The sequence below is a fragment of the Allochromatium tepidum genome (assembly GCF_018409545.1).
Lineage (GTDB): Bacteria > Pseudomonadota > Gammaproteobacteria > Chromatiales > Chromatiaceae > Thermochromatium > Thermochromatium tepidum_A.
This window is the reverse complement of sequence record NZ_AP024563.1, coordinates 2,370,743-2,389,502: the sequence shown is the minus strand read 5'-3', so window position 1 is coordinate 2,389,502 and position 18,760 is coordinate 2,370,743. Positions and strand designations below refer to the sequence as shown.

At 64.7% G+C, this 18,760-nt stretch carries 17 protein-coding genes and 1 pseudogene; 7 read left to right on the top strand and 11 right to left on the bottom strand.

Features of this window, described 5'->3' with window-relative positions; genetic code table 11:
- Positions 1–23: 23 nt before the first annotated feature.
- On the bottom strand, positions 24–215 hold the full coding sequence (locus Atep_RS11535) for a Trm112 family protein (protein ID WP_213378657.1): 192 nt from the start codon (positions 213–215) through the stop codon (positions 24–26).
- Positions 216–586: 371 nt separating this feature from the next.
- Here Atep_RS11535 and Atep_RS11530 point away from each other — a divergent pair, with 371 nt between their 5' ends.
- Positions 587–1,033, top strand: coding sequence for a hypothetical protein (locus Atep_RS11530; RefSeq protein WP_213378656.1), 447 nt, complete (start codon positions 587–589; stop codon positions 1,031–1,033).
- Between the two features lie 3 nt (positions 1,034–1,036).
- Here the strand turns inward: Atep_RS11530 and Atep_RS11525 are convergent, their stop codons facing one another.
- The 4 genes and pseudogenes from Atep_RS11525 to Atep_RS11510 form a co-directional block, all read right to left on the bottom strand.
- Complete coding sequence (locus Atep_RS11525; RefSeq protein ID WP_236786160.1) at positions 1,037–1,303, bottom strand: peptidylprolyl isomerase; 267 nt, start codon at positions 1,301–1,303, stop codon at positions 1,037–1,039.
- Between the two features lie 59 nt (positions 1,304–1,362).
- A pseudogene (gene nifV, locus Atep_RS11520) lies at positions 1,363–2,461 on the bottom strand (homocitrate synthase); the annotation flags it as partial.
- Between the two features lie 94 nt (positions 2,462–2,555).
- Entirely contained in the window at positions 2,556–3,503 is a 948-nt protein-coding gene (locus Atep_RS11515; protein ID WP_213378308.1) for an IS1595 family transposase, read from the bottom strand.
- A 136-nt stretch (positions 3,504–3,639) separates the two neighbouring features.
- Complete coding sequence (locus Atep_RS11510; RefSeq protein WP_213378655.1) at positions 3,640–6,483, bottom strand: cation-transporting P-type ATPase; 2,844 nt, start codon at positions 6,481–6,483, stop codon at positions 3,640–3,642.
- Positions 6,484–6,829: 346 nt separating this feature from the next.
- Here Atep_RS11510 and zipA point away from each other — a divergent pair, with 346 nt between their 5' ends.
- The 4 genes from zipA to Atep_RS11490 are packed head-to-tail and all read left to right on the top strand — an operon-like array spanning position 6,830 to position 10,252.
- Positions 6,830–7,702 carry a cell division protein ZipA gene (gene zipA, locus Atep_RS11505; RefSeq protein ID WP_213378654.1) on the top strand — a complete coding sequence of 291 codons (873 nt, stop codon included), beginning with the start codon at positions 6,830–6,832 and terminating at the stop codon, positions 7,700–7,702.
- On the top strand, positions 7,699–9,765 hold the full coding sequence (gene ligA / locus Atep_RS11500; protein ID WP_213378653.1) for an NAD-dependent DNA ligase LigA: 2,067 nt from the start codon (positions 7,699–7,701) through the stop codon (positions 9,763–9,765). The genes zipA and ligA overlap by 4 nt, the downstream gene beginning before the upstream one ends.
- 14 nt (positions 9,766–9,779) lie before the next feature.
- Positions 9,780–10,052, top strand: a complete 273-nt coding sequence (locus Atep_RS11495) for a segregation and condensation protein A (protein ID WP_213378652.1) — start codon at positions 9,780–9,782, stop codon at positions 10,050–10,052.
- Positions 10,049–10,252 carry a hypothetical protein gene (locus Atep_RS11490; RefSeq protein ID WP_213378651.1) on the top strand — a complete coding sequence of 68 codons (204 nt, stop codon included), beginning with the start codon at positions 10,049–10,051 and terminating at the stop codon, positions 10,250–10,252. Before Atep_RS11495 ends, Atep_RS11490 begins: the two co-directional genes overlap by 4 nt.
- Before the next feature lie 78 nt (positions 10,253–10,330).
- Here Atep_RS11490 and Atep_RS11485 read toward each other — a convergent pair whose 3' ends face one another.
- The 3 genes from Atep_RS11485 to Atep_RS11475 form a co-directional block, all read right to left on the bottom strand.
- Positions 10,331–11,194: a peptidylprolyl isomerase gene (locus Atep_RS11485; protein ID WP_213378650.1), complete on the bottom strand. Its 864-nt coding sequence runs from the start codon at positions 11,192–11,194 to the stop codon at positions 10,331–10,333.
- Between the two features lie 94 nt (positions 11,195–11,288).
- Positions 11,289–11,588: a YciI family protein gene (locus Atep_RS11480; protein WP_213378649.1), complete on the bottom strand. Its 300-nt coding sequence runs from the start codon at positions 11,586–11,588 to the stop codon at positions 11,289–11,291.
- A gap of 1 nt (position 11,589) precedes the next feature.
- Positions 11,590–12,270: a septation protein A gene (locus tag Atep_RS11475; protein ID WP_213378648.1), complete on the bottom strand. Its 681-nt coding sequence runs from the start codon at positions 12,268–12,270 to the stop codon at positions 11,590–11,592.
- A gap of 217 nt (positions 12,271–12,487) precedes the next feature.
- On the opposite strand from Atep_RS11475, the gene Atep_RS11470 reads away from it, so the two are divergent.
- Entirely contained in the window at positions 12,488–13,852 is a 1,365-nt protein-coding gene (locus Atep_RS11470; protein ID WP_213378647.1) for an alanine/glycine:cation symporter family protein, read from the top strand.
- Positions 13,853–13,904: 52 nt separating this feature from the next.
- Entirely contained in the window at positions 13,905–14,267 is a 363-nt protein-coding gene (locus Atep_RS11465) for a universal stress protein (RefSeq protein ID WP_213378646.1), read from the top strand.
- On the opposite strand, the gene Atep_RS11460 is transcribed toward Atep_RS11465, so the two are convergent.
- The 3 genes from Atep_RS11460 to Atep_RS11450 are packed head-to-tail and all read right to left on the bottom strand — an operon-like array spanning position 14,254 to position 18,722.
- Positions 14,254–16,833, bottom strand: a complete 2,580-nt coding sequence (locus Atep_RS11460) for a DUF1631 family protein (protein WP_236786725.1) — start codon at positions 16,831–16,833, stop codon at positions 14,254–14,256. The genes Atep_RS11465 and Atep_RS11460 overlap by 14 nt on opposite strands.
- Positions 16,716–18,035: a DUF1631 family protein gene (locus tag Atep_RS16715; RefSeq protein ID WP_236786158.1), complete on the bottom strand. Its 1,320-nt coding sequence runs from the start codon at positions 18,033–18,035 to the stop codon at positions 16,716–16,718. The genes Atep_RS11460 and Atep_RS16715 overlap by 118 nt, the downstream gene beginning before the upstream one ends.
- A 45-nt stretch (positions 18,036–18,080) precedes the next feature.
- Positions 18,081–18,722, bottom strand: coding sequence for a biliverdin-producing heme oxygenase (locus tag Atep_RS11450; protein WP_213378644.1), 642 nt, complete (start codon positions 18,720–18,722; stop codon positions 18,081–18,083).
- Between the last annotated feature and the right edge of the window lie 38 nt (positions 18,723–18,760).

Here is an 18,760-nt window from a genome sequence, read left to right as displayed (position 1 = left end):
TGCGCCCGTCCGCCTTGGACCCTTCAACGATAGCTGTCGAGCTCTTCCAGCGTCAGTCGCCGTGCTTCCTCCTCCAGCATGATGGGGATGTCGTCACGGATAGGATAGGCGAGCTGGGCCGACACTGAGATGAGCTCCCCGCGTGTCTTGTCGAGGATCAGCGGACCCTTGGTGACCGGGCAGACGAGGATGTCGAGGAGTTTCTTGTCGAGCATGGGTTGATGGCTCCTTGGGCCAGGCATAGCTTGTGGATACGGATCAAGTTTAACTGTTATCGCGCCCTTGGAGATACTGGACGAGCCTTGGTCTAACCTGTGTCTGTCACAGGCTCTCGGAGCCAGGCCGATCGATCTTGGCGTCGTCATTCTTCGGAACGGCAAAAACAAATATTGATTATCCGCAATCTATATTCAGCCCGGAGTTTGACGTAAAATGTAGGGGACATGGTGGTTTACTTGAGTCGCGACATCCTTCTACGTCAAACGCGACCTGTACCATCGACCCATCCCGCAAGGGAGCCGCGCCCCTGCGGAAGATCACCAAAATACCACCCCGCTATCCACAGTTCGGCAGGAGGAGTCTCGACATGGTCGCTTTCGAACAATTACATGCTCAGAACCACAAGATCACTGAGCTCTCGAACGTCTTCCTCTATCTGGTCCGCGATCGTTCCATGTGCGATACCGACGTCACATGCAACGTCTTCTTCGATCTCACCAACCATGTGCGCGAACACATGGAGGTCGTCGACTGCGATCTGTGCGGCAAACTGCTGTCCTATCCGGATCAGTCGGTCAAGAACACCGCCAACCGCTTCCTATCCGGCTCGACCGAGATCAAGCGCATCTTCAGCGCCTACGTCAAACAGTGGTGCTCGGAGAAACGCCACTCGCTGACGATCAACGATCACGCCTCCTTCGTGCAGGATACCGAGCAGATGTTCGCCCTGGTCATGGATCGCCTGCAGCGCGAGACCGAGTATCTCTATCCGCTGATCCGCAAGCTCGACGAAAAGGAACAGGTCGCGGCTTGAGGGCTAGGCGTCGGTACGGCTCAGCCGTGCGATCCAGGCTTTTTGGCAGTCGTGCCGGCGCTGGGCTTCGAGCCGGGTGCGGATTTGCTCACGGGCCTGATCGAGGTCGACCGTGCGCGCCGGTTCGATGCACTCGCACCAGAGTAGATGGAAGCCGACCTCGGACTCCAGCACACCGCTGACCTGACCGGCGTCGAGCGCAAAGAGCACGGCATCGAGTTCAGGATAGAGCCGTCCACGGGGCAGGGTGCCGAGACGCCCGTCCTCCATCGCCGTCGGGCATTCGGAATGACGGCGCGCGAGTCGGCCGAAGTCCTCCGGATGGGGGTCTCGGGACTGCGCTTGGTCTCGGTGACGAAGCGGCGCACCAGCGGCAGCAGGCGCTCGGCCTGCTCCGAGTCCAGCTCGAAGCACAGGCTCTCGGCATAGACGCGCTGTACCGCGTGTCGGCCCGAGTGCTTGCCGAGCACCAGCCGATGGTTGAGTCCGAGCTCGGCCGGATCGACGCCCTGATAATTCAGCGGATCCTTGATCAGCCCATCGACATGGATACCGGCCTCGTGGGTGAAGGCGCCGGCACCGACCAGACTCTTGTGCCAGGCGATCGGCTTGCCGGACGCTTGAGCGACTAGGGTCGACAGCGCCGAGAAGCGTTTCAGATCGACGCCGCAGTCGAGTCCCTGGACGTGCTTGAGGCCCATGACGACCTCTTCGAGCGCCGCGTTTCCGGCCCGCTCACCGAGACCATGGACCCTGGTGTTGACATGGGTCGCACCGGCGCGCACGGCGGCGAGGGTGTTGGCGGTCGCCAGACCGAGGTCGTCGTGGGCGTGCATCTCGATCTCCAGATCCACGCGGACGCGCAGCGCGTGCAGACGCTCGTAGAGGCCGAAGGGGTCCATGAGTCCGACCGTGTCGGCGAAGCGGAAGCGTCGCGCACCGGCCGGCCGCCTGGGCGGTCTCGGCGGCGCGCCACAGGAATTCGGGATCGGCGCGCGAGGCGTCCTCGCCGCCGACACAGACCTCCAGCCCTAGATCCAGGGCCAGTCGGACCTTGCGCGCGATCTGGGCGAGCACCCAGTCTCGATCGCGCCCGAGCTTGTGCGCGATCTGCTGATCCGAGAGCGGAATGGAGAGATCGACCAGTTGCACCCCGAGGTCGCGGCACTGGGCGATGTCGTCGGCCAGCATCCGGGTCCAGACCATGAGCCGCGCCGAGAGTCCGAGTGCGGCCACGGCGCGGATCGACTCGCGCTCCTCCTCGCCCATCGCCGGGATGCCGATCTCCAGATCCGGGACGCCGAGCGCGTCGAGACCCTGCGCGATGGCCAGCTTCTCGTCGAGTGAGAAGGCCACGCCCGCCGACTGCTCGCCGTCGCGCAGGGTGGTGTCGTTGATGATGATGACTGGATGATGGGGGTTCGACATGGCTCGCTCCGAAAGACCTCTACCGAGGCTTTAAGCACAAAGCGAGCCATGTTGTTTTGCTTGGTCGATTCAGACACTTAGGCTTTCCTGATTATTAACATAGCTCAGCTAGTTTGAGGAGGCGATGCGGCATTGGGGGTGTACGCACCGCGGCTTTGCCCAAGCGCGGCAGCATGGCGGCGAGGTCGAAGCGGCGATTGAAGCGATAGCAGAACTCGGCGAGGTGGCGCGGCAGATGCTTGCCGCTGAGATGATGGTAGGAGCCTTGCAGGCTGTTTTTGACGTTGCCCAGCACGGTATTGAGCCACTGGAACTCAGGAATCTCCATGCTGGGGTGGCCGCCGCCGGTGACGATCGGCTGGTGCTCGAATCCGGCCGCGGCGATGGCGCTGAAGCAGGACAATCCATCCGTGCGGATGAGGGCGCTGGGGTCAAAGTGGCGCTTGGCGAAGCGTTCGACCTCGGTTTTGCGGAAGCCGGCGACTTTACCCAAGCGCAGGCCGATGGGGTGGTTGTCCTCGTCGCACGAGAGCGCGGCGATGAATGGAACCTTGTTCGGTGAGCCGCGCCCGCGCTTGCCCCCGTGGTGCTCGCCGCCCCAGTAGGCGTCGTCGACCTCGATGACGCCGCTGAGCGGCGTTTGATCGTCGCGCTCTTTCATGACTTGCAACAATTTGTGCTTAACCCGCCACGCCGTCAAATAGGACACGCCCAGATGCCGTTTGAGCTCCAGGGCCGAGATCCCGTTTTTCTGCTGTGTCAGCAGAAACATCGCCGAAAACCAGGTCGTCAGCGGCAACTTGGTCGCCTCAAAGATCGTTCCGGCGATCAGTGAGGTTTGATGATGACAGTGGCGACACTGCAACAGCGCCCGCGTGCGCAAGCGCACCGGCTCACCCGCGTGTCCGCAGCTCGGGCAGACGAAGCCTTGCGGCCAACGCCACTGTTCAAGGGCCTGTTTGCACTGGTCCTCGGTTCCGTAGTTCTGGAGAAACTCCGGCAAACTCAAGCCTTTCTGAAACTGAATCGTGTTCTGAGGCATCAGCTGTCTCCGGTGAGTGGCATCTACTGAGAGTGTAGACTAGAAGAGACGAGTCTGCTGAGGTTCGTAACTAATCAGGTAGGCTTTTATCGGCCCCCAGTCCCTGTGTCATTTACGACAAAAGGGCGAGATCCCCTCAGACGCGCCGCACCCGCCGGATCACCCACTTCTCCAGCTCGACGGCCAGCAGCACCACCACACCGAGCAGGATCACGCGCCACCAGACCTCGAAGCCGACGGCGGCCGTGCCGAACAGCGCCTGCATCGGCGGCAGATAGGTGAAGGCCAGTTGCAGCACGATCAGCAGAACCACGGCCATCAATACATAGCGGTTGCCGAACAGTCCGGCGCGGTTGAGCACGGGCGCCGTCATGTAGCGCGAGTTGAACAGATAGAAGATCTCGCCCATGACCAGCGTATTGACGGCCACGGTGCGCGCGTGCTCGATGCTCACGCCGCGATCCATCTCCCACAGGAACAGCCCGAAGGTGCCCGCCATCAGGATCACCGACACATAGGCGATGCGCCACAGGAACAGCCCGGTCAGCACCGGCTCGCTCGGTGAGCGCGGCGGACGGCGCATCAGACCCGGCTCGGGCGGCTCGAAGGCGAGCGCCAGCGCCAGGGTGACGGCTGTGACCATGTTGACCCACAGGATCTGCACCGGCGTCAGCGGGAACTGATGGAAGCCGAACAGGATCGCCCCGAGCACCACCAGTGCCTGACCGCCGTTGGTCGGCAGGATGAAGAGGATCGCCTTGCGCAGATTGTCATAGACCGTGCGCCCTTCCTCGACCGCATTGGCGATGGAGGCGAAGTTGTCGTCGGCCAGCACCATCTCGGAGGCTTCCTTGGCCGCCTCGGTGCCGTTGATGCCCATGGCCACGCCGACATCGGCACGCTTGAGCGCCGGGGCGTCGTTGACGCCGTCGCCGGTCATGGCCACGATGCGTCCGGTCTCCTGGAGCCGCTGCACCAGCCGCAGCTTGTGTTCGGGCGTGACCCGCGCATAGACGTCGACCTCGACCACGCGCGCACGCAACTGATCGTCGTCGAGCCGGTCCAGTTCGGCGCCGGTGAGCACCACGTCCGGATTGGCCAGACCGATCTGACCGGCGATCGCTTTGGCGGTCGCGGCATGGTCGCCGGTGATCATCTTGACTCGGATGCCGGCCTCGGAGCAGGTACGCACGGCAGCGATGGCTTCATCGCGCGGCGGGTCCATCAGACCGATCAGGCCGAGCAGGGTCAGATCCGCGCCCAGGTCGCTGAAGTTCAGTTCCGACTGACGCGCCGTCGCCGGCTTGCTCGCCACCGCCAGCACGCGCTGACCGGCCGCGGCCAGGGCTTCCATGCGCTCCAGCCAGACGGCGCCTTGCAGCGGCTCGGTTCCGGTCGTTGTACGTTGAGTCGCGCACATCCCCAGCACCGCCTCGGGTGCGCCCTTGAGCACGATCAGCGACTCGCCGGCATGACTGTGATGCAGGGTCGCCATGAATTTGTGCTCTGACTCGAAGGGGATGAGATCGGTACGCGGCCAGTCGCGCCGGGTCGCGTCCAGTTCCAGTCCGCCCTTGACGGCGGCGACCAGCAGCGCGCCCTCCATGGGGTCGCCGTGGATGCGCCATGCGCCTTCACTCTGTTCGAGCGCGGCATCGTTGCACAGCAGTGAAGCGCGCAGCAGCTCGCCCAGGGCCGGATCGTCCTCGGACGCCTGCGGTTGGCCGTCGAGCAGGATCAGGCCATGCGGGTCATAGCCGCTGCCGCTCAGGGTGAAGTCGCGTCCGCTGGTCGCCAGCCCGGTGACGGTCATCAGATTGCGCGTCAGGGTGCCGGTCTTGTCCGAGCAGATCACGGCCACCGTGCCCAGGGTCTCGACGGCCGGCAGACGGCGGATGATGGCGTTGCGTCCGGCCATGCGCCGCACACCGATCGCCAGGGTGATGGTCATGATCGCCGGCAGGCCCTCGGGGATCGCCGCCACTGCCAGACCCACGGAGGCGAGGAACATCTCGGCGGCGGTGTAGTCGCGGATCCAGACGCCGAAGGCGAAGGTCGCACTGGCCACGACCAGGATCGCCGCCGTCACCCAGCGTCCGAGCTGGGCCATCTGGCGCAGCAGCGGCGTGGTCAGTTGCTCGACACCGGCCACCAGGGCGCTGATGCGGCCGATCTCGGTATCGGCGCCCGTGCCCACCACCAGACCGACACCTTGGCCCTGAGTGACCAGGGTGCCCGAATAGGCCATGCACACCCGATCGGCCAGCGGCGTGTCGACGTCGAGCGGGGCGACGGTCTTCTCGACCGGCACCGACTCGCCGGTCAATGCGGCCTCCTCGACGCGCAGACCCTTGGAGCGGATCAGACGCAGATCGGCCGGCACCTTGTCGCCCGACTGCAACTGCACCAGATCGCCCGGCACCAGGGACTCGGCCTCCAGTGTGACCAGCCGTCCGTCGCGCCAGACCATGGCGTGCGGCGAGAGCATCTGGCGGATCGCCTTGAGCGCATCCTCGGCCTTGCCCTCCTGCACGAAGCCGATGGCGGCGTTGATGAGCACCACGCCGAGGATGACGCCGGCGTCGAGCCAGTGTTGCAGCAACGCCGTCACCGCACCGGCGGCCAGCAGCACATAGATGAGGATGTCGTTGAACTGGGTCAGGAAGCGCAGTAGCGGTCCACGGGTCTTGGGTTCGGGGAGACGGTTGGGGCCGTGGCGCTCCAGGCGCTCGTCGGCGGCGGTGCCGGCGAGTCCTTGCTCGTGACTATCGAGCCGTGCCAGAGCGTCATCCGGACTCAGGGCATGCCAGTGCTCCTGATCGACCGGCGACTTGGCGGCGGCGGCACGTTCCGCCTCGAAGGCGCGCTGATAGCGCCAGCCGAGCCAGGCGCCCACCAAGCCGAGTAGGGCCAGGGTCGCGAACAGGATCAACCATTCGACCGACCAGAGGTTGAAGATCAACTGAGGCGTTTCGATCATGTAGAACCTACCTTGCGCGAAAACGTCGCTTCATTGTGTGTTTCTATGGGCAACATCCAGGGTTGACCCCGATCCAATGGGTCCGGTTCCATCGCTCAGCCCGGCTGAAGTCGCCGCGGCATCCTGTGCATCCACCCGATCACCTCGACTCGTGGCGCCCCGGAACCACCCATGGCACGCCGGCAGGCAAGGCGGTGAGGCTTGGGTTAAGATGATGGCGACACCTGATCGAGACCCATCCGCGGCTTGGTCGCCACTGAGGATCCGAACGAAAAACCGGCGGTCCTTGGGTATACTTGCGACCTTACATGACATCGTAAAAATTCCATCAGACATAAGCATTCGAATGGACGCCAGCACCATCCGCCTGATTCTGATCGTCGTCGGAGCCATCCTGATCGTGGCGCTCTATCTGTGGGAGCGTCATCGCGAGCGTCGGGACGACTATCACGGCGACTACGAAAACGATTACCTGATCGAGGAAGTGGGCGCGGACGAGCCCTATGGCGTGCGCCCGAACCGGCGCGAGCCGGTACTCGATCGTTACGACGATGAAGAACCGCCCGTGACCAAGCCGTCGCGGCCCGCCAAGTCCTGGCCGCGTTCACGAACCAGTCCGGAGCCGGAGGCCGAGTCACGGGTGGAGCGCGAGCCGATGCCCGAGGACTCCGTGGATTCCGAGGAACCCAAGCCGCTCAAGACGTCCAAGGCTCCCAAGCCCCCAAAAAACCAGGAGCCTCCTCCACCGGCGCCCAAGTCACCGAAGCGCCGCAAGGTCTCGGTGCCGGACCCGCTGCTGATCCAGTTGACCGTCAGCGCGCGCCGTTACCCATTCAAAGGGCCAGAGATCATGGACGTGGCCGCGAGCTGCGGCCTCTATCCGGGCGAGATGGACATCTTCCATTGTCTCGACGAGTTCGAGGACGAGATCCGGGTCTATTTCAGCATGGCCAACATGGTCAAGCCGGGGCGCTTCCCCTTCGATGACATGGAGGAGTTCTCGACCCCTGGGCTGGTGCTGTTCGCCCAGTTGGAGGGCGATCCCGAGGACATGACCATTCTCGACGAGATGGTGGCCACGGCGCGCAAGCTGGCCATGTCGCTCAATGGAGACGTACTCGACGAGACGCGCCGGCCGCTGACGGTCAAGAAGGAAGAAGAACTGCGCCAGGCCGTACTCGACAACGAACTGCGCTGGAAACGGACCCCGCGCCGGTGACGTCTCCCGACCTCGCCCGGCGCATCGAGGCGCTGCGCGCCGAGATCCGCCGGCACAATCATCGCTATTACGTACTCGACGATCCGGAGATCTCGGACGCCGAATATGATCGGCTCTTCGCCGAACTCCAGCGGCTGGAAGCCGAACACCCCGAGCTGATCACGCCCGATTCGCCCACTCAGCGCGTCGGCGCCGAGCCGCGTCCGGAATTGGGCGAGGTTCGGCACGCTGTCCCCATGATCTCGCTCGACAATGCGATGGATGACGAGCGGCTGGTCGAGTTCCATCGTCGTCTCACCGTCGCCCTGCCTGAACTCGATCCCGTGTTCTATACCGCCGAACCCAAGTTCGACGGGCTGGCGATCAATCTGCGCTATGAGTCCGGTGTGCTGGTGCTGGCCGCGACCCGTGGCGACGGCATGCGCGGCGAGGATGTGACCCACAACGCGCGGACCATCCCGAACGTGCCGTTGCGGCTCCTGGGTGAGGACTGGCCCGAGGTGCTGGAGGTGCGCGGCGAGGTCTATATGCCGCGTGCCGGATTCGACCGGCTCAACGCGCGTCTGGAGGAACGCGGCGAGCGTCCCTTCGCCAATCCGCGCAATGCCGCCGCCGGCAGTCTGCGTCAGCTCGATCCGCGCGTCACCGCCCGGCGGCCGTTGCGTTTCTGCGCCTATGGCTGGGGTGAGTTCGCAGGCGAGACGGGCGAGAGTCAGTTCGAGATGCTCCAGCGTCTGTCGGGTTGGGGGCTGCCGATCTCGCCCGAGCTGCGGCGGGTGAGGGGGCTCGACGGCTGTCGCGACTATTTCGATGACTTGGGACGGCGGCGTGCGACGCTCGATTACGACATCGACGGCGTGGTCTTCAAGCTCGACCGGCTGCCGGCGCAGATCGCGCTCGGGGCCACGGCGCATCATCCGCGCTGGGCCATCGCGCGCAAGTTTCCGGCCCAGGAGGCGCTGACCGAGGTCGAGGCGGTCGAGTTCCAGGTCGGGCGCACGGGGGCCGTGACGCCGGTGGCGCGGTTGCGTCCGGTCCGGGTCGGGGGCGTGACCGTTTCCAAGGCGACGCTGCACAATCTCGACGAGGTGCGGCGCAAGGACGTGCGCATCGGCGACAGCGTCTATATTCGCCGCGCGGGTGATGTGATTCCCGAGATCGTGCGGGTGCTCGTCGAGCGGCGTCCGGAGGGGGCAGGGCCGGTCGAGCTGCCGACCCGGTGTCCGGTCTGCGGTTCGGACGTGATCCGGCCGGAGGGCGAGGCGGTCGCGCGCTGTACCGGCGGGCTCTGGTGTCCGGCCCAGCGTAAGGAGGCGATCCGGCATTTTGCCGCGCGCCGGGCGCTGGACATCGAGGGGCTAGGGGAGAAGCTCATCGAACAGCTCGTCGATCTGGAGTGGGTGCGCGAGCCGGCGGATCTCTATCAACTGACCGCCGACCGGTTGGCCCTGTTGGAGCGTATGGGCGAGAAGTCGGCGGCCAATCTGATCGCGGCGCTGGAGCACAGCAAGCACACGACCCTAGCCCGCTTCGTCTTCGCGCTCGGCATCCGCGAGGTCGGCGAGACCACGGCGCAGTTGCTGGCGGAGCACTTCGGCGGAATCGAGGCGCTGATGGCGGCGAGCGTCGAGGATCTGGTCGCGATCAAGGGCATCGGGCCTGTGGTGGCGGCGCATATCGTCGCTTTCATGGCCCAGGCGCACAATCGCGAGGCGATCACGCATCTGCTGGCGGCGGGGATTCACTGGCCCGAGGTCGAGCGGTCCGATTCGACGTCCGTCGAGCCGAGCGCGGCGCCCCTGACCGGCAAGACCTTCGTCATCACCGGTACGCTGAGTCGTCCGCGTGAGGAATTCGCGGCACGGTTGCAGGAGCTTGGTGCGAAGGTGACGGCTAGTGTTTCCAAGAAGACCGATTATCTGCTGGCGGGCACGGAGGCCGGCTCGAAGCTCGCCAAGGCCGAGGCGTTGGGTGTGGCCGTGATCGACGAGGCCGGACTCGAATCCTTGATCGCGCGGCTCCAGACGCCACTTGGGGAGGATGGCCGTTCAGACACACCGTAATTGGGGGACACCCGATGACTGATCTATCGAAGGAACAACACATCCTGATCGCCATGCGCAAGACGCTGACGGCGATCGTCAAGGATGTCACACCGCCGCCGGGGATGCGTCATCCGCTCTCGGACGCGACCATCCGGCAGGTGCGCCAGTGTCTGGGACTGATCGCCGAGCGCGAGCAGGAGCTGGCTTTGGAGCAGGGCCGCGGCGGCGAGCGGCCCTACTACAGCGACGAGCGGCAGGACGTGCAGCTCGTGGCGTTCGATACGCTCAAGCGTCGGCCCAATTGAACCTGTCCGCCCTCGCATGTATCCGCCCGATCCGCATCGATATTCGGAAGATCGGTTCGGCACGGATCGACGAGGCGATTCGTCGGGCCAAGAAGCGCAATCATCCGCCGTGCAGGGATTGGCCAAGAAGCCTTGGGCAAACGACCGTCTATCCATTGGTCGAGAACGTCCTCGCCGCGCGGGACAAGCCGGAAGCCTGACGGTTTTCGCTTTCCGGATTGCCGACCGGCCTGGATGAGTTCGTCCGCCGAACCCATCCAGGCTGTCGATCCTCGACCTCAGTCCTTCTTGGCGTCCTCGCCTTCGGCCTTCAGACGCACCACGTCCTCGTTGAGATCCACCATAGCGTTGTTACGCATGTCGGCGAGCTTCTCGCCGAGCTTCTGGCGCTTGACGAGCGCGGTCAGCTGCGGCTTGGCGTCCTCGAAGGACGGCGGCTCGGCCTTGCGGGTCTCCTGGAGCTCGATGATGTGCCAGCCGAACTGGGTCTGGACCGGTTCCTTGGTGTAGGTACCCGGCTCCAGCTTGGTCACGGCCTCGGCGAAGGGGGCCACCATCTGCGCCGGGTCGAACCAGCCCAGATCGCCGCCGTCTTTGCCGGTCGGACCTTCGGAGTGCTTCTTGGCCAGTTCCTCGAATTTGGCGCCCTTGTCCAATTGCTTGATCAGCTTTTTGGCCTCGTCCTCGCTCTTGAGCAGGATGTGACGGGCCTTGTATTCGGTGCGGCTGGCCTGCTCCTTGATCCGGTCATAGGCTTCCTTCAGTTCCTTCTCGCTCGGCTCGATCTCGTCGGCCATGGCCGAGAGCGCGGCGTTGGACATCACCTTCATACGCTCGAGTTCCAGCGCTGCGACCACATTGCGCTCACCCTCGAGCTTGCGGCGGTCGCCTTCCTGCGAGGCGACGATCAGATTCATGAATTCGTCGAAGATCTGCTGCTGCACCGCCGGGTCATTGTTGGTCGGGCGTCCCTGGAGGCGCTCCATGAAAAAGACCCGGAACACATCGAGCCGATAGGGCGTGCCGTTGACGGTGGCGATCAGGGTCTCGGGCGAGTCGGTGTCCTTCTTGTTGTCCTCGGCAATGGCACCGCCGGTGGCGAGCAGACTGCACAGCAAGAGCGCAAGGGGTGTTTTCTTCATGAGTAAAGATTCCATCGATTGAACAGAATGGAGTGGTCGGAACGGGGTGATCCGGTCCAGGTTCAACGTGAGGCGTGAACCCGGACGCGAAGACTCAGGGAAAGACCTGTTTGAACGGCTTGACGCCGACGGCGCTGTAGACACCCGCCGCGCGATAGGGATCGTCCGCCGCCCAGGCTTCGGCCGCCGCCAGGTCGGGGAACTCGGCGACGATCAGCGAGCCGCTGAAGCCGGCCTCGCCGGGGTCCGGGCTGTCGATGGCCGGATGCGGACCGGCGAGGATCAGCCGCCCTTCGTCGCGTAGCGCTTCCAGTCGGGCCAGATGCGCCGGCCGCGCCTGCAGGCGCGCCGACAGGCTGTTGGGATGATCGACAGCGATGATGGCGTAGAGCACGTCAATCCGCCTCCAGGGCTTGGGGTTCCGGGTCTTCTTTGACATGACGCGAGAGATAGAGCGTCTGCGCGATCACGAAGGCGATCGTCAACCCCATCATACCGAAGAGCTTGAAGTCGACCCAAGTCGACTCGCGTGCTTGGGCCGTGTTGCAGAGATCCAGCACCGCGCCGCTATAGAGCGTCGCGCAGGCCGAAAGATCCGTGCCGGACTCGCCGGTCGCCGCGAGCAGCGCCTGATGCGCCTCGTAGAAACCGCTGCCGACATAGACCACGAACAGATTGGCCAGCCCGAGAAAGACGAAGAATCCGCTCCAGAGCGCATTGAGCCGCGTCCAGATCGGCTTGGGCAGTTCGATGGCCTGGCCCATCATGCGCTCGATCAGGGTGCGCTCGCCGATCCGGTGACTGCCGATGAAGACGGCGGCGAACAGCCAGTTGACCAGGGTCGGTTTCCACATCACGAAGATGGGATCGTGGAGCGCGATGGTCAGTCCGCCGAAGACGATCAGCAGTCCGAGGGTAGCCAGCGGCATCTTCTCGACCCGACGATGACGCGCCCAGAGCCAGGCGACCTGGATCGCCGTCGCACCGATGGCCATAGCCGTCGCCCAGTAGATGCCGGCGAACTTGTAGGCGATGAAGAACAGCAGGATCGGAAGGAAGTCGATGAGGAGTTTCATGCAAACCCGCAGCTTGAAGAGAATCGCGCCAGCATACGGCCTGGAGGCGTTCGCGGTAAAGCCGTGCGCATGGAAAGCACGTGCCGTGCGTCCCTTGTCGTCCGTCTGGGCTTGATATAGTGTCGCGCGGGTCGCGTCCGGCGTGGATCGGAAGCGAACGGCTCGGTTTTCGACGGTCTTCCTTCAACTCGACGCATTTTACGGGGGCACGACGGCAGTGGAACAGATAACTGCGTGGATCAACGTCTTGAACGGCTGGGTCTGGGGGCCGCCGATGTTGATCCTGATCCTTGGGGTCGGCTTCTTTCTGATGCTGGGGCTGCGCTTGATGCCGCTCATCAAGCTCGGCTTCGGTTTTCGTATGCTCTGGCGCGGGCGCGTCAGCCAGGGCAATGGCGACATCCCGCCCTATCACGCGCTCATGACGGTGCTCTCGGCGACCGTCGGCACGGGTAACATCGCGGGCGTGGCCACGGCCATTTTCCTCGGCGGACCGGGCGCGCTGTTCTGGATGTGGTGCACGGCCCTGGTCGGCATGGCGACCAAGTACGCTGAGGCCGTGCTGGCGCTGCACTATCGCGAGGTCGACGGCAAGGGCAGCCATCTCGGCGGTCCCATGTACTACATCAAGCTGGGGTTGGGCAAGAAATGGCTGTGGATGGCCACGGCCTTCGCCGTCTTCGGCGTGCTGGCGGGCTTTGGTATCGGCAACACGGTCCAGGCCAACTCTGTGGCCCACGCGACCCAGGATGCCTTCGGCGTGCCCTTCTGGGTCACGGGTGTGGTGATGGCGGTGTTCACCGGTCTGGTGCTGCTCGGCGGCATCAAGCGCATCGGCGATGTCTCGGCGGCGCTGGTGCCGCTGATGGCGATCATCTATGTCAGCGGCGGTCTGGTGGTGCTGGCGCTCAACAGCGAGCAGATCCTGCCGGCGCTGGAACTGGTCTTCGTCCAGGCGTTCAACCCGACGGCAGCGACCGGCGGTTTCGCGGGCGCCACGGTCGCGGCGGCGATCCAATACGGCGTGGCGCGCGGTGTCTTCTCCAACGAGGCCGGTCTCGGCAGCGCCCCGATCGCCCATGCCGCCGCGCAGTCCAACGATCCGGTCGCACAGGGCGCGGTGGCCATGATCGGCACCTTCATCGACACCATCATCATCTGCTCCATCACTGGCCTTGTGATTCTGGTCACGGGCGCCTGGGACTCGGGTGCGACCGGCGCGGCCCTATCCTCGCAGGCGTTCGAGAGTGCGCTACCCGGCGTCGGTTCTTACATCGTCGCCATCGGACTGATGCTCTTCGCCTACACGACCACCCTCGGCTGGAGCGTCTACGGCGAGCGCTGCGCGCAGTATCTGCTCGGCGACCGGGCCATATTGCCGTTCCGGGTACTCTGGGTGCTGGCGCTGCCGATCGGGGCCATCGCGCAACTGGACTTCATCTGGCTGGTGGCCGACACGCTCAACGCGCTCATGGCCCTGCCGAATCTGGTGGCGCTGCTGCTGCTCAGTCCGATCGTCTTCCGGCTGACGCGCGACTATTTCGCACGTCCGCGTCTGGAATCCGCCCCCGAGGAGGCCTGAGATCGACTAGGCTTTGAGCCGTGGCCAGGACTCATCATGGACGCGGTTCAAGATGTTCGGCTTCGCTTACGATGGCTCGATCAACGGCGACTGGGTCAGTCACTATGCGGTGCAACTGGCGGGCACCCATCCCGACCGGACTCTGAGGCTGGTCCATGTCCGGGACGGACGGGTCGAGTCCTCACGACTGGCCGAGAAGCTCGACCGTCTGCGGCTGGAATGTGAGTCTCAGGGCGTGCGGCTCGAAACGCATTTGCTGGAACCTAAGCCCTGGCCTGGCTCGGTCCGGCGCTCGTCCTCGGGCTGGACGGATTGCGCAAGTCGCCGGCCAGGCCGAAATGACCGGGTGCCGTCATGGACGCCAAGCGGCCCGGATCCCGGTATGTCGACGCCGGCGTTTCTCAGTGCCGGGTGACGACCTCGTCGATGAAATCGGGACGCGCGATGGCATAACCCTGGACGTGGTCGATACCGATCTCGCGCAGCAGGGCGATGATGCCGGCGTTCTCGACGAATTCGGCCACAGTCTGCTTGCCCATGAAATGCGCGATCTCATTGAAGGAGCGCACGATGGCCTGATCATGGGGGTTGTTGATGATGTCCTTGATGAAGGAACCATCGATCTTGACGTAATCGAACGGCAGACGCTTGAGGTAGCCGTAGGACGAGAGCCCCGAACCGAAGTCGTCGAGATAGAGCGAACAGCCGAGTGCCTTGAGTTGCGCGAGATTGGCGGCCGCGCGCTCGATGTCGACGATGGCCGCCGTCTCGGTCACTTCGAACCCTACGCGCTGCGCCGGAATCGCCCAATGTTCCAGGCGCCGGCCGACCCAGGTGACGAAGTCGGCCTCGCCGATGGTCTGACCGGAGACATTGATGGCCACGCTGCCGAGCGGCCCCTCGACGAACTCAGGATGCTCGTGGAGCCGGCGCAGTGTGGTTTCTATGACCTGATGGTCCAGGGTAGGCATCATGTTCAGCGCCTCGGCGGCGGCGATGAAGTCACCCAGATGCAGCGGCTGATGGTTCTCGTCGTAGACGCTGAGCAGGATCTCGGAGTGATGCGCCCCCTGGTCCGGGCGCTCGAGGTCGAGCTCGGCGAGCGGGGCAATGGGCTGGAAACGCAGGCGTATGCGTTCGGACCGGATGGCGTCCTCGGCTTGCACCCAGGCATGGAGCTGCTCCAGTTGCTTGAGGATGAGCGGATCCTCGTCGCGGAAGAGGACGACCCGGTCGCCACCCTGGCGCCGGGCGGTCAGACAGGCCAGATTCACGGCCGAGAGATAGTGCTCGGGCATGGCCGGGGGACCATCGAGCAGGCTGAGGCCCAGACTCCAGGAGAACCGGCGCGCCCCCGGCTTCGCCTCGGGTGCGAACGGGAGCGCCCCGAGCGCCGTGCGTAAACGTTCGCCGAGCGCCAGGGCTTCGTCGTCATCCCCGATCGCGGTCAGTACACCGAAACGACCGGCGCCCAGATAGGCCAGACAACGGGCCTCGGGGAGCTGAGCGAGCAGTAGTTCGGCAACGGCCTTGAGGATCTGCTCGCTACGGGTGAACCCATACTGCGACGTCATGAGATCGAAGCGGTCGAGTTCCAGGAATCCCAGGACATGGGGTCTGTCCCTGGCACTCGGGTCCGCGAGCAGCTCGACCAGGGTTCCGCGCAGGCGGTGCTGGTTTGCCAGACCGGTCAGGGGATCGGGGAGGTCGTGCTCCCGGATCTTCGACTGCATGCGCTCCAGCGCAATCGTGGCGGCGCGTTGCACGCTCCCCTCGGGCGCGGTCATGTCGATGACGAGCTGTTCGCGCAAGAGCTTTTTGATCAGTCGGCTGCGACGCAGGCTGATGAGGCGCTTGCCCAAGGGGTCGGTGAGACCGAGGCGGGAGCCGTCCTGGCTGCGCCAGATCAGGCGCAGCGCCACTGGGCCTTCGCGTTCGTGACTCCAGACGAGAGCCCCAAGGGGCAGGGCGTCGATCCGGTTGCCGGCTGCGTTCCAGTCCGCTTCCGCGACATTTCCCGCGACGCTGTCCGGGGCGTCGTCCGGCGCGGGTGCGAGTGGTGTGAAGGGCCGACAGAGTCCGGGTTCGATCTGCCCCGCCTGGGCCTGTTCGAGCACTTGGCGCGCGCGGTCGGTCAGCTCGCTGCATTCCTCGGGCGTGAGCCCCATGGCGCCCAATCCGTCGAGCAGCTCCTCGAGTAACACCCTTTGGCCGTCCACGGCGATGGAGGGTTCGGTCTCGGGAGAGCCGCCACAGGTCTCGAGATGCAGCTGCCACAGGGTGCGCCAATGACGACGCCAACGCGGGCCGTCCAAACCGCCGGCGAGACAGGCCGTTTCCAGCAGGGTACGCCAGCCGCGCTCCAGTAACTCGATGAGCACCGGATGGATGGGCCGATCGGCCAGGATCCCGTTGATCCGTAGACGAACCGCTTCACGGGCCTGGCGATGACGCTCGCGGATCTCGCAGACCGATACCCAATGGGCTCGATTCGAGCGGCTCTGTCGGTCGAGACGTCCATTGAGGTCGTCCATCTGCGCGTCGAGTGCGTCCAGGGTCGAGAGGTCGTCGGCCTCGGCGGCCACCAGACGCTCGATCAGGCGCTCGAACGCCTGCTGATGCTCGGCGTCGTCGCGGGCGCCATTGGGCAGCAGACGCGCGAGTCGATCGACTCGATCGAGCAGCCGTACCAGTGGATGCTGGTCATCGAGGAGTGCACCCGGATAGGTCACCGCCATGGAAAGCAGGTGCGCGGGGATGCGCTCCAGCACGGTCTTGAGCGGGGTCGGCGTGGATCTATCGGTCAGGATCTCGGTGACGAGACGCTCGGTCAGGGCGACGCGCTCATGGGTACGGGGCAGCGTCAGGGGATCGCCCTGAAGGGCGTCGCGATTGCGCAGCCAGCGCTGAAAAGGCGCGAGCCTGGGGGGCGAAACGTCCGGAGGCGTCTGACCGGCTTGAGCGCGCAGGTTGTCGAACAGTTCTCGCAATTGGGGACAGGTCGGGGGCGGCGAGCTGTCGGCGGGCACGGCAGGCGCCGGGGCGGTTCGGGACGCCGTCGAAGCGGTGTCGCCGGTAGGGGACGGTGGACCGGGGGCGCATCCGAATCCGGCCCCGAATCCGCCGGCGGGACGAATCTGTCCCAGGGATCGGCGGCCGGCGTATCCTCCCTTGGCGGTGGTACTGGTTGTTGCGGGGAGGTGGTTTCGATGGCCTCGATGCCGAGACGAGACCAACCCTCGGCAATCGCGCGATAGAACTCGGCGAGTTCTCCGGCAATCCGATGCCCGGCGCTCCGCAGGCCGATGCGCAAGACCAGACTACCGAGGCCGATCTGACCCAAGCCGTTTTCCAGTAGATCGATCAGACGATCGGGTTCGATCGGTCGCAGCGGTTGACCCGGCAGTTGCGCGGCTTGTGAACGCAGTCGGCCGAGCGGCTCTTGCAAGGCCTGTTCGAGCCGAGCGTTGAGTTCGGATTTCACCAACCAGTTTTCGAACTCGTCCTGATCGAGTAGCTTGAGTTCGCTACGCTGTTCGTCCGACGGAATAGAGGCGAGCGCGGGACCATCGAACGACTCATGGATGGCATCGCGCATCTGAAGCGCCAGGCGTCCGGATTGTCGAGCCTGGAAGAGCAGGCCGATCTCACTGCCGGCAAGTGATCGATGAAAATCGGACTCCGCAGTCTCGCTGTATTTCCAGAGTGCCTCGACGAGATACTCGATCCATCTGTCGAAAATCCCAGGCAACAGCTCCAGACTCGAGTCGCGCATCGACCTGAGTGCATTGTGATCGAGCGGACTCGGGTGCTCGTCCTGTTGGTCCGGCGGGGTGGATGCCGCGGTCTGGCCGATGAAGTGACCGAGTCTGACCTGGGTGTCATCGAGCAGGCTCATGAACCTCAGCCCGAATCCCTGGGGTGTCAGACGCATGACTTCGGCCAGGGCGCTCGCGGATTCTCGTCCATCGGGAAGGGCGATGTGTATGTGCAACTGTTCGCCAATGCATGGACAGTCACTCACCTGGCCGAGTTCGAGTTCCAGGAAGAGTCCGCCGGAACAGATGTCGCGCACCCGGCCGTGGATCACCAGACCGTGCGTTCCCTGGATCTCGGCACCGAGATCGACGCGATAGCGTGCATGGAGCCGTCGCTCACGGCCATGGCTCTGGGGTGTCGTCATGGGGCGCTCCTCTCCATATAGAGCTGGTCGACTGAGACTGGCCGGTCAGGTACCAGCGGCCGGTTCGAGGCGTGTGTGGACGTAGGCGAACACGGCCAGGGCGCCCGCGATCACCCGATCCGGAATCAGTGCCTGTTGCGCGGCGAGCGCATTGAGTCCGCTCGTGAAGCCCTTCCAGGCGGCCGAGGTCTGCCGGCCGTGGAAGTCGAGGAAGTGCGTCGAACCCAGTGGTTCACCGATGAGGCGCCGTAGATGGCGGGCGATGGTCCGTCCGCCGAGCGTGGCGCCTTCCAGGACATAGAGTCCGCCCACACGGGCACTGAGATCGTCGGGAAGCAGCGGGGCCGGCGCGACCGCCGGTACGGGCCTGTCGAACGTCAGGCCCTGCTCCTCCATATCCGCCAGCAGGGCCGGCAGCTTGGGGCGAACGCCGAGCCGATCGCGGACCGTCTCGTCGAGCCCGTCGTAGAGTACCTGTTCCAGCGGCGCATGGATGGTCAGGATGGCGCGCAGATAGCACTGATAGTCATCGAGCGTCGCCGTCTCCGAGGTCAGACGCGACATCAGGGGAAGCCGTTCGATCTCGGCATGGACGCCGGCCGTGGCCCGGCGCAGCGCGCCGGCCAGGTCGATTTCGACCAGGTCGATTTCGATTCGTGGTCTGGAACAGGGTTTGGGAGACGACATGCATGTGTCCATAATGGTTTAATATCGCGCTAACCGAA

Excerpts from the sequence above, each read along its gene's own strand:
- Atep_RS11535 (WP_213378657.1), bottom strand. The coding sequence starts at position 215 with ATGCTCGACAAGAAACTCCTCGACATCCTCGTCTGCCCGGTCACCAAG.
- Atep_RS11530 (WP_213378656.1), top strand. The coding sequence starts at position 587 with ATGGTCGCTTTCGAACAATTACATGCTCAGAACCACAAGATCACTGAG.
- Atep_RS11525 (WP_236786160.1), bottom strand. The coding sequence starts at position 1,303 with ATGGAGGACGGGCGTCTCGGCACCCTGCCCCGTGGACGGCTCTATCCT.
- Atep_RS11515 (WP_213378308.1), bottom strand. The coding sequence starts at position 3,503 with ATGCCTCAGAACACGATTCAGTTTCAGAAAGGCTTGAGTTTGCCGGAG.
- Atep_RS11510 (WP_213378655.1), bottom strand. The coding sequence starts at position 6,483 with ATGATCGAAACGCCTCAGTTGATCTTCAACCTCTGGTCGGTCGAATGG.
- zipA (WP_213378654.1), top strand. The coding sequence starts at position 6,830 with ATGGACGCCAGCACCATCCGCCTGATTCTGATCGTCGTCGGAGCCATC.
- Atep_RS11495 (WP_213378652.1), top strand. The coding sequence starts at position 9,780 with ATGACTGATCTATCGAAGGAACAACACATCCTGATCGCCATGCGCAAG.
- Atep_RS11485 (WP_213378650.1), bottom strand. The coding sequence starts at position 11,194 with ATGAAGAAAACACCCCTTGCGCTCTTGCTGTGCAGTCTGCTCGCCACC.
- Atep_RS11475 (WP_213378648.1), bottom strand. The coding sequence starts at position 12,270 with ATGAAACTCCTCATCGACTTCCTTCCGATCCTGCTGTTCTTCATCGCC.
- Atep_RS11465 (WP_213378646.1), top strand. The coding sequence starts at position 13,905 with ATGTTCGGCTTCGCTTACGATGGCTCGATCAACGGCGACTGGGTCAGT.
- Atep_RS16715 (WP_236786158.1), bottom strand. The coding sequence starts at position 18,035 with ATGACGACACCCCAGAGCCATGGCCGTGAGCGACGGCTCCATGCACGC.
- Atep_RS11450 (WP_213378644.1), bottom strand. The coding sequence starts at position 18,722 with ATGTCGTCTCCCAAACCCTGTTCCAGACCACGAATCGAAATCGACCTG.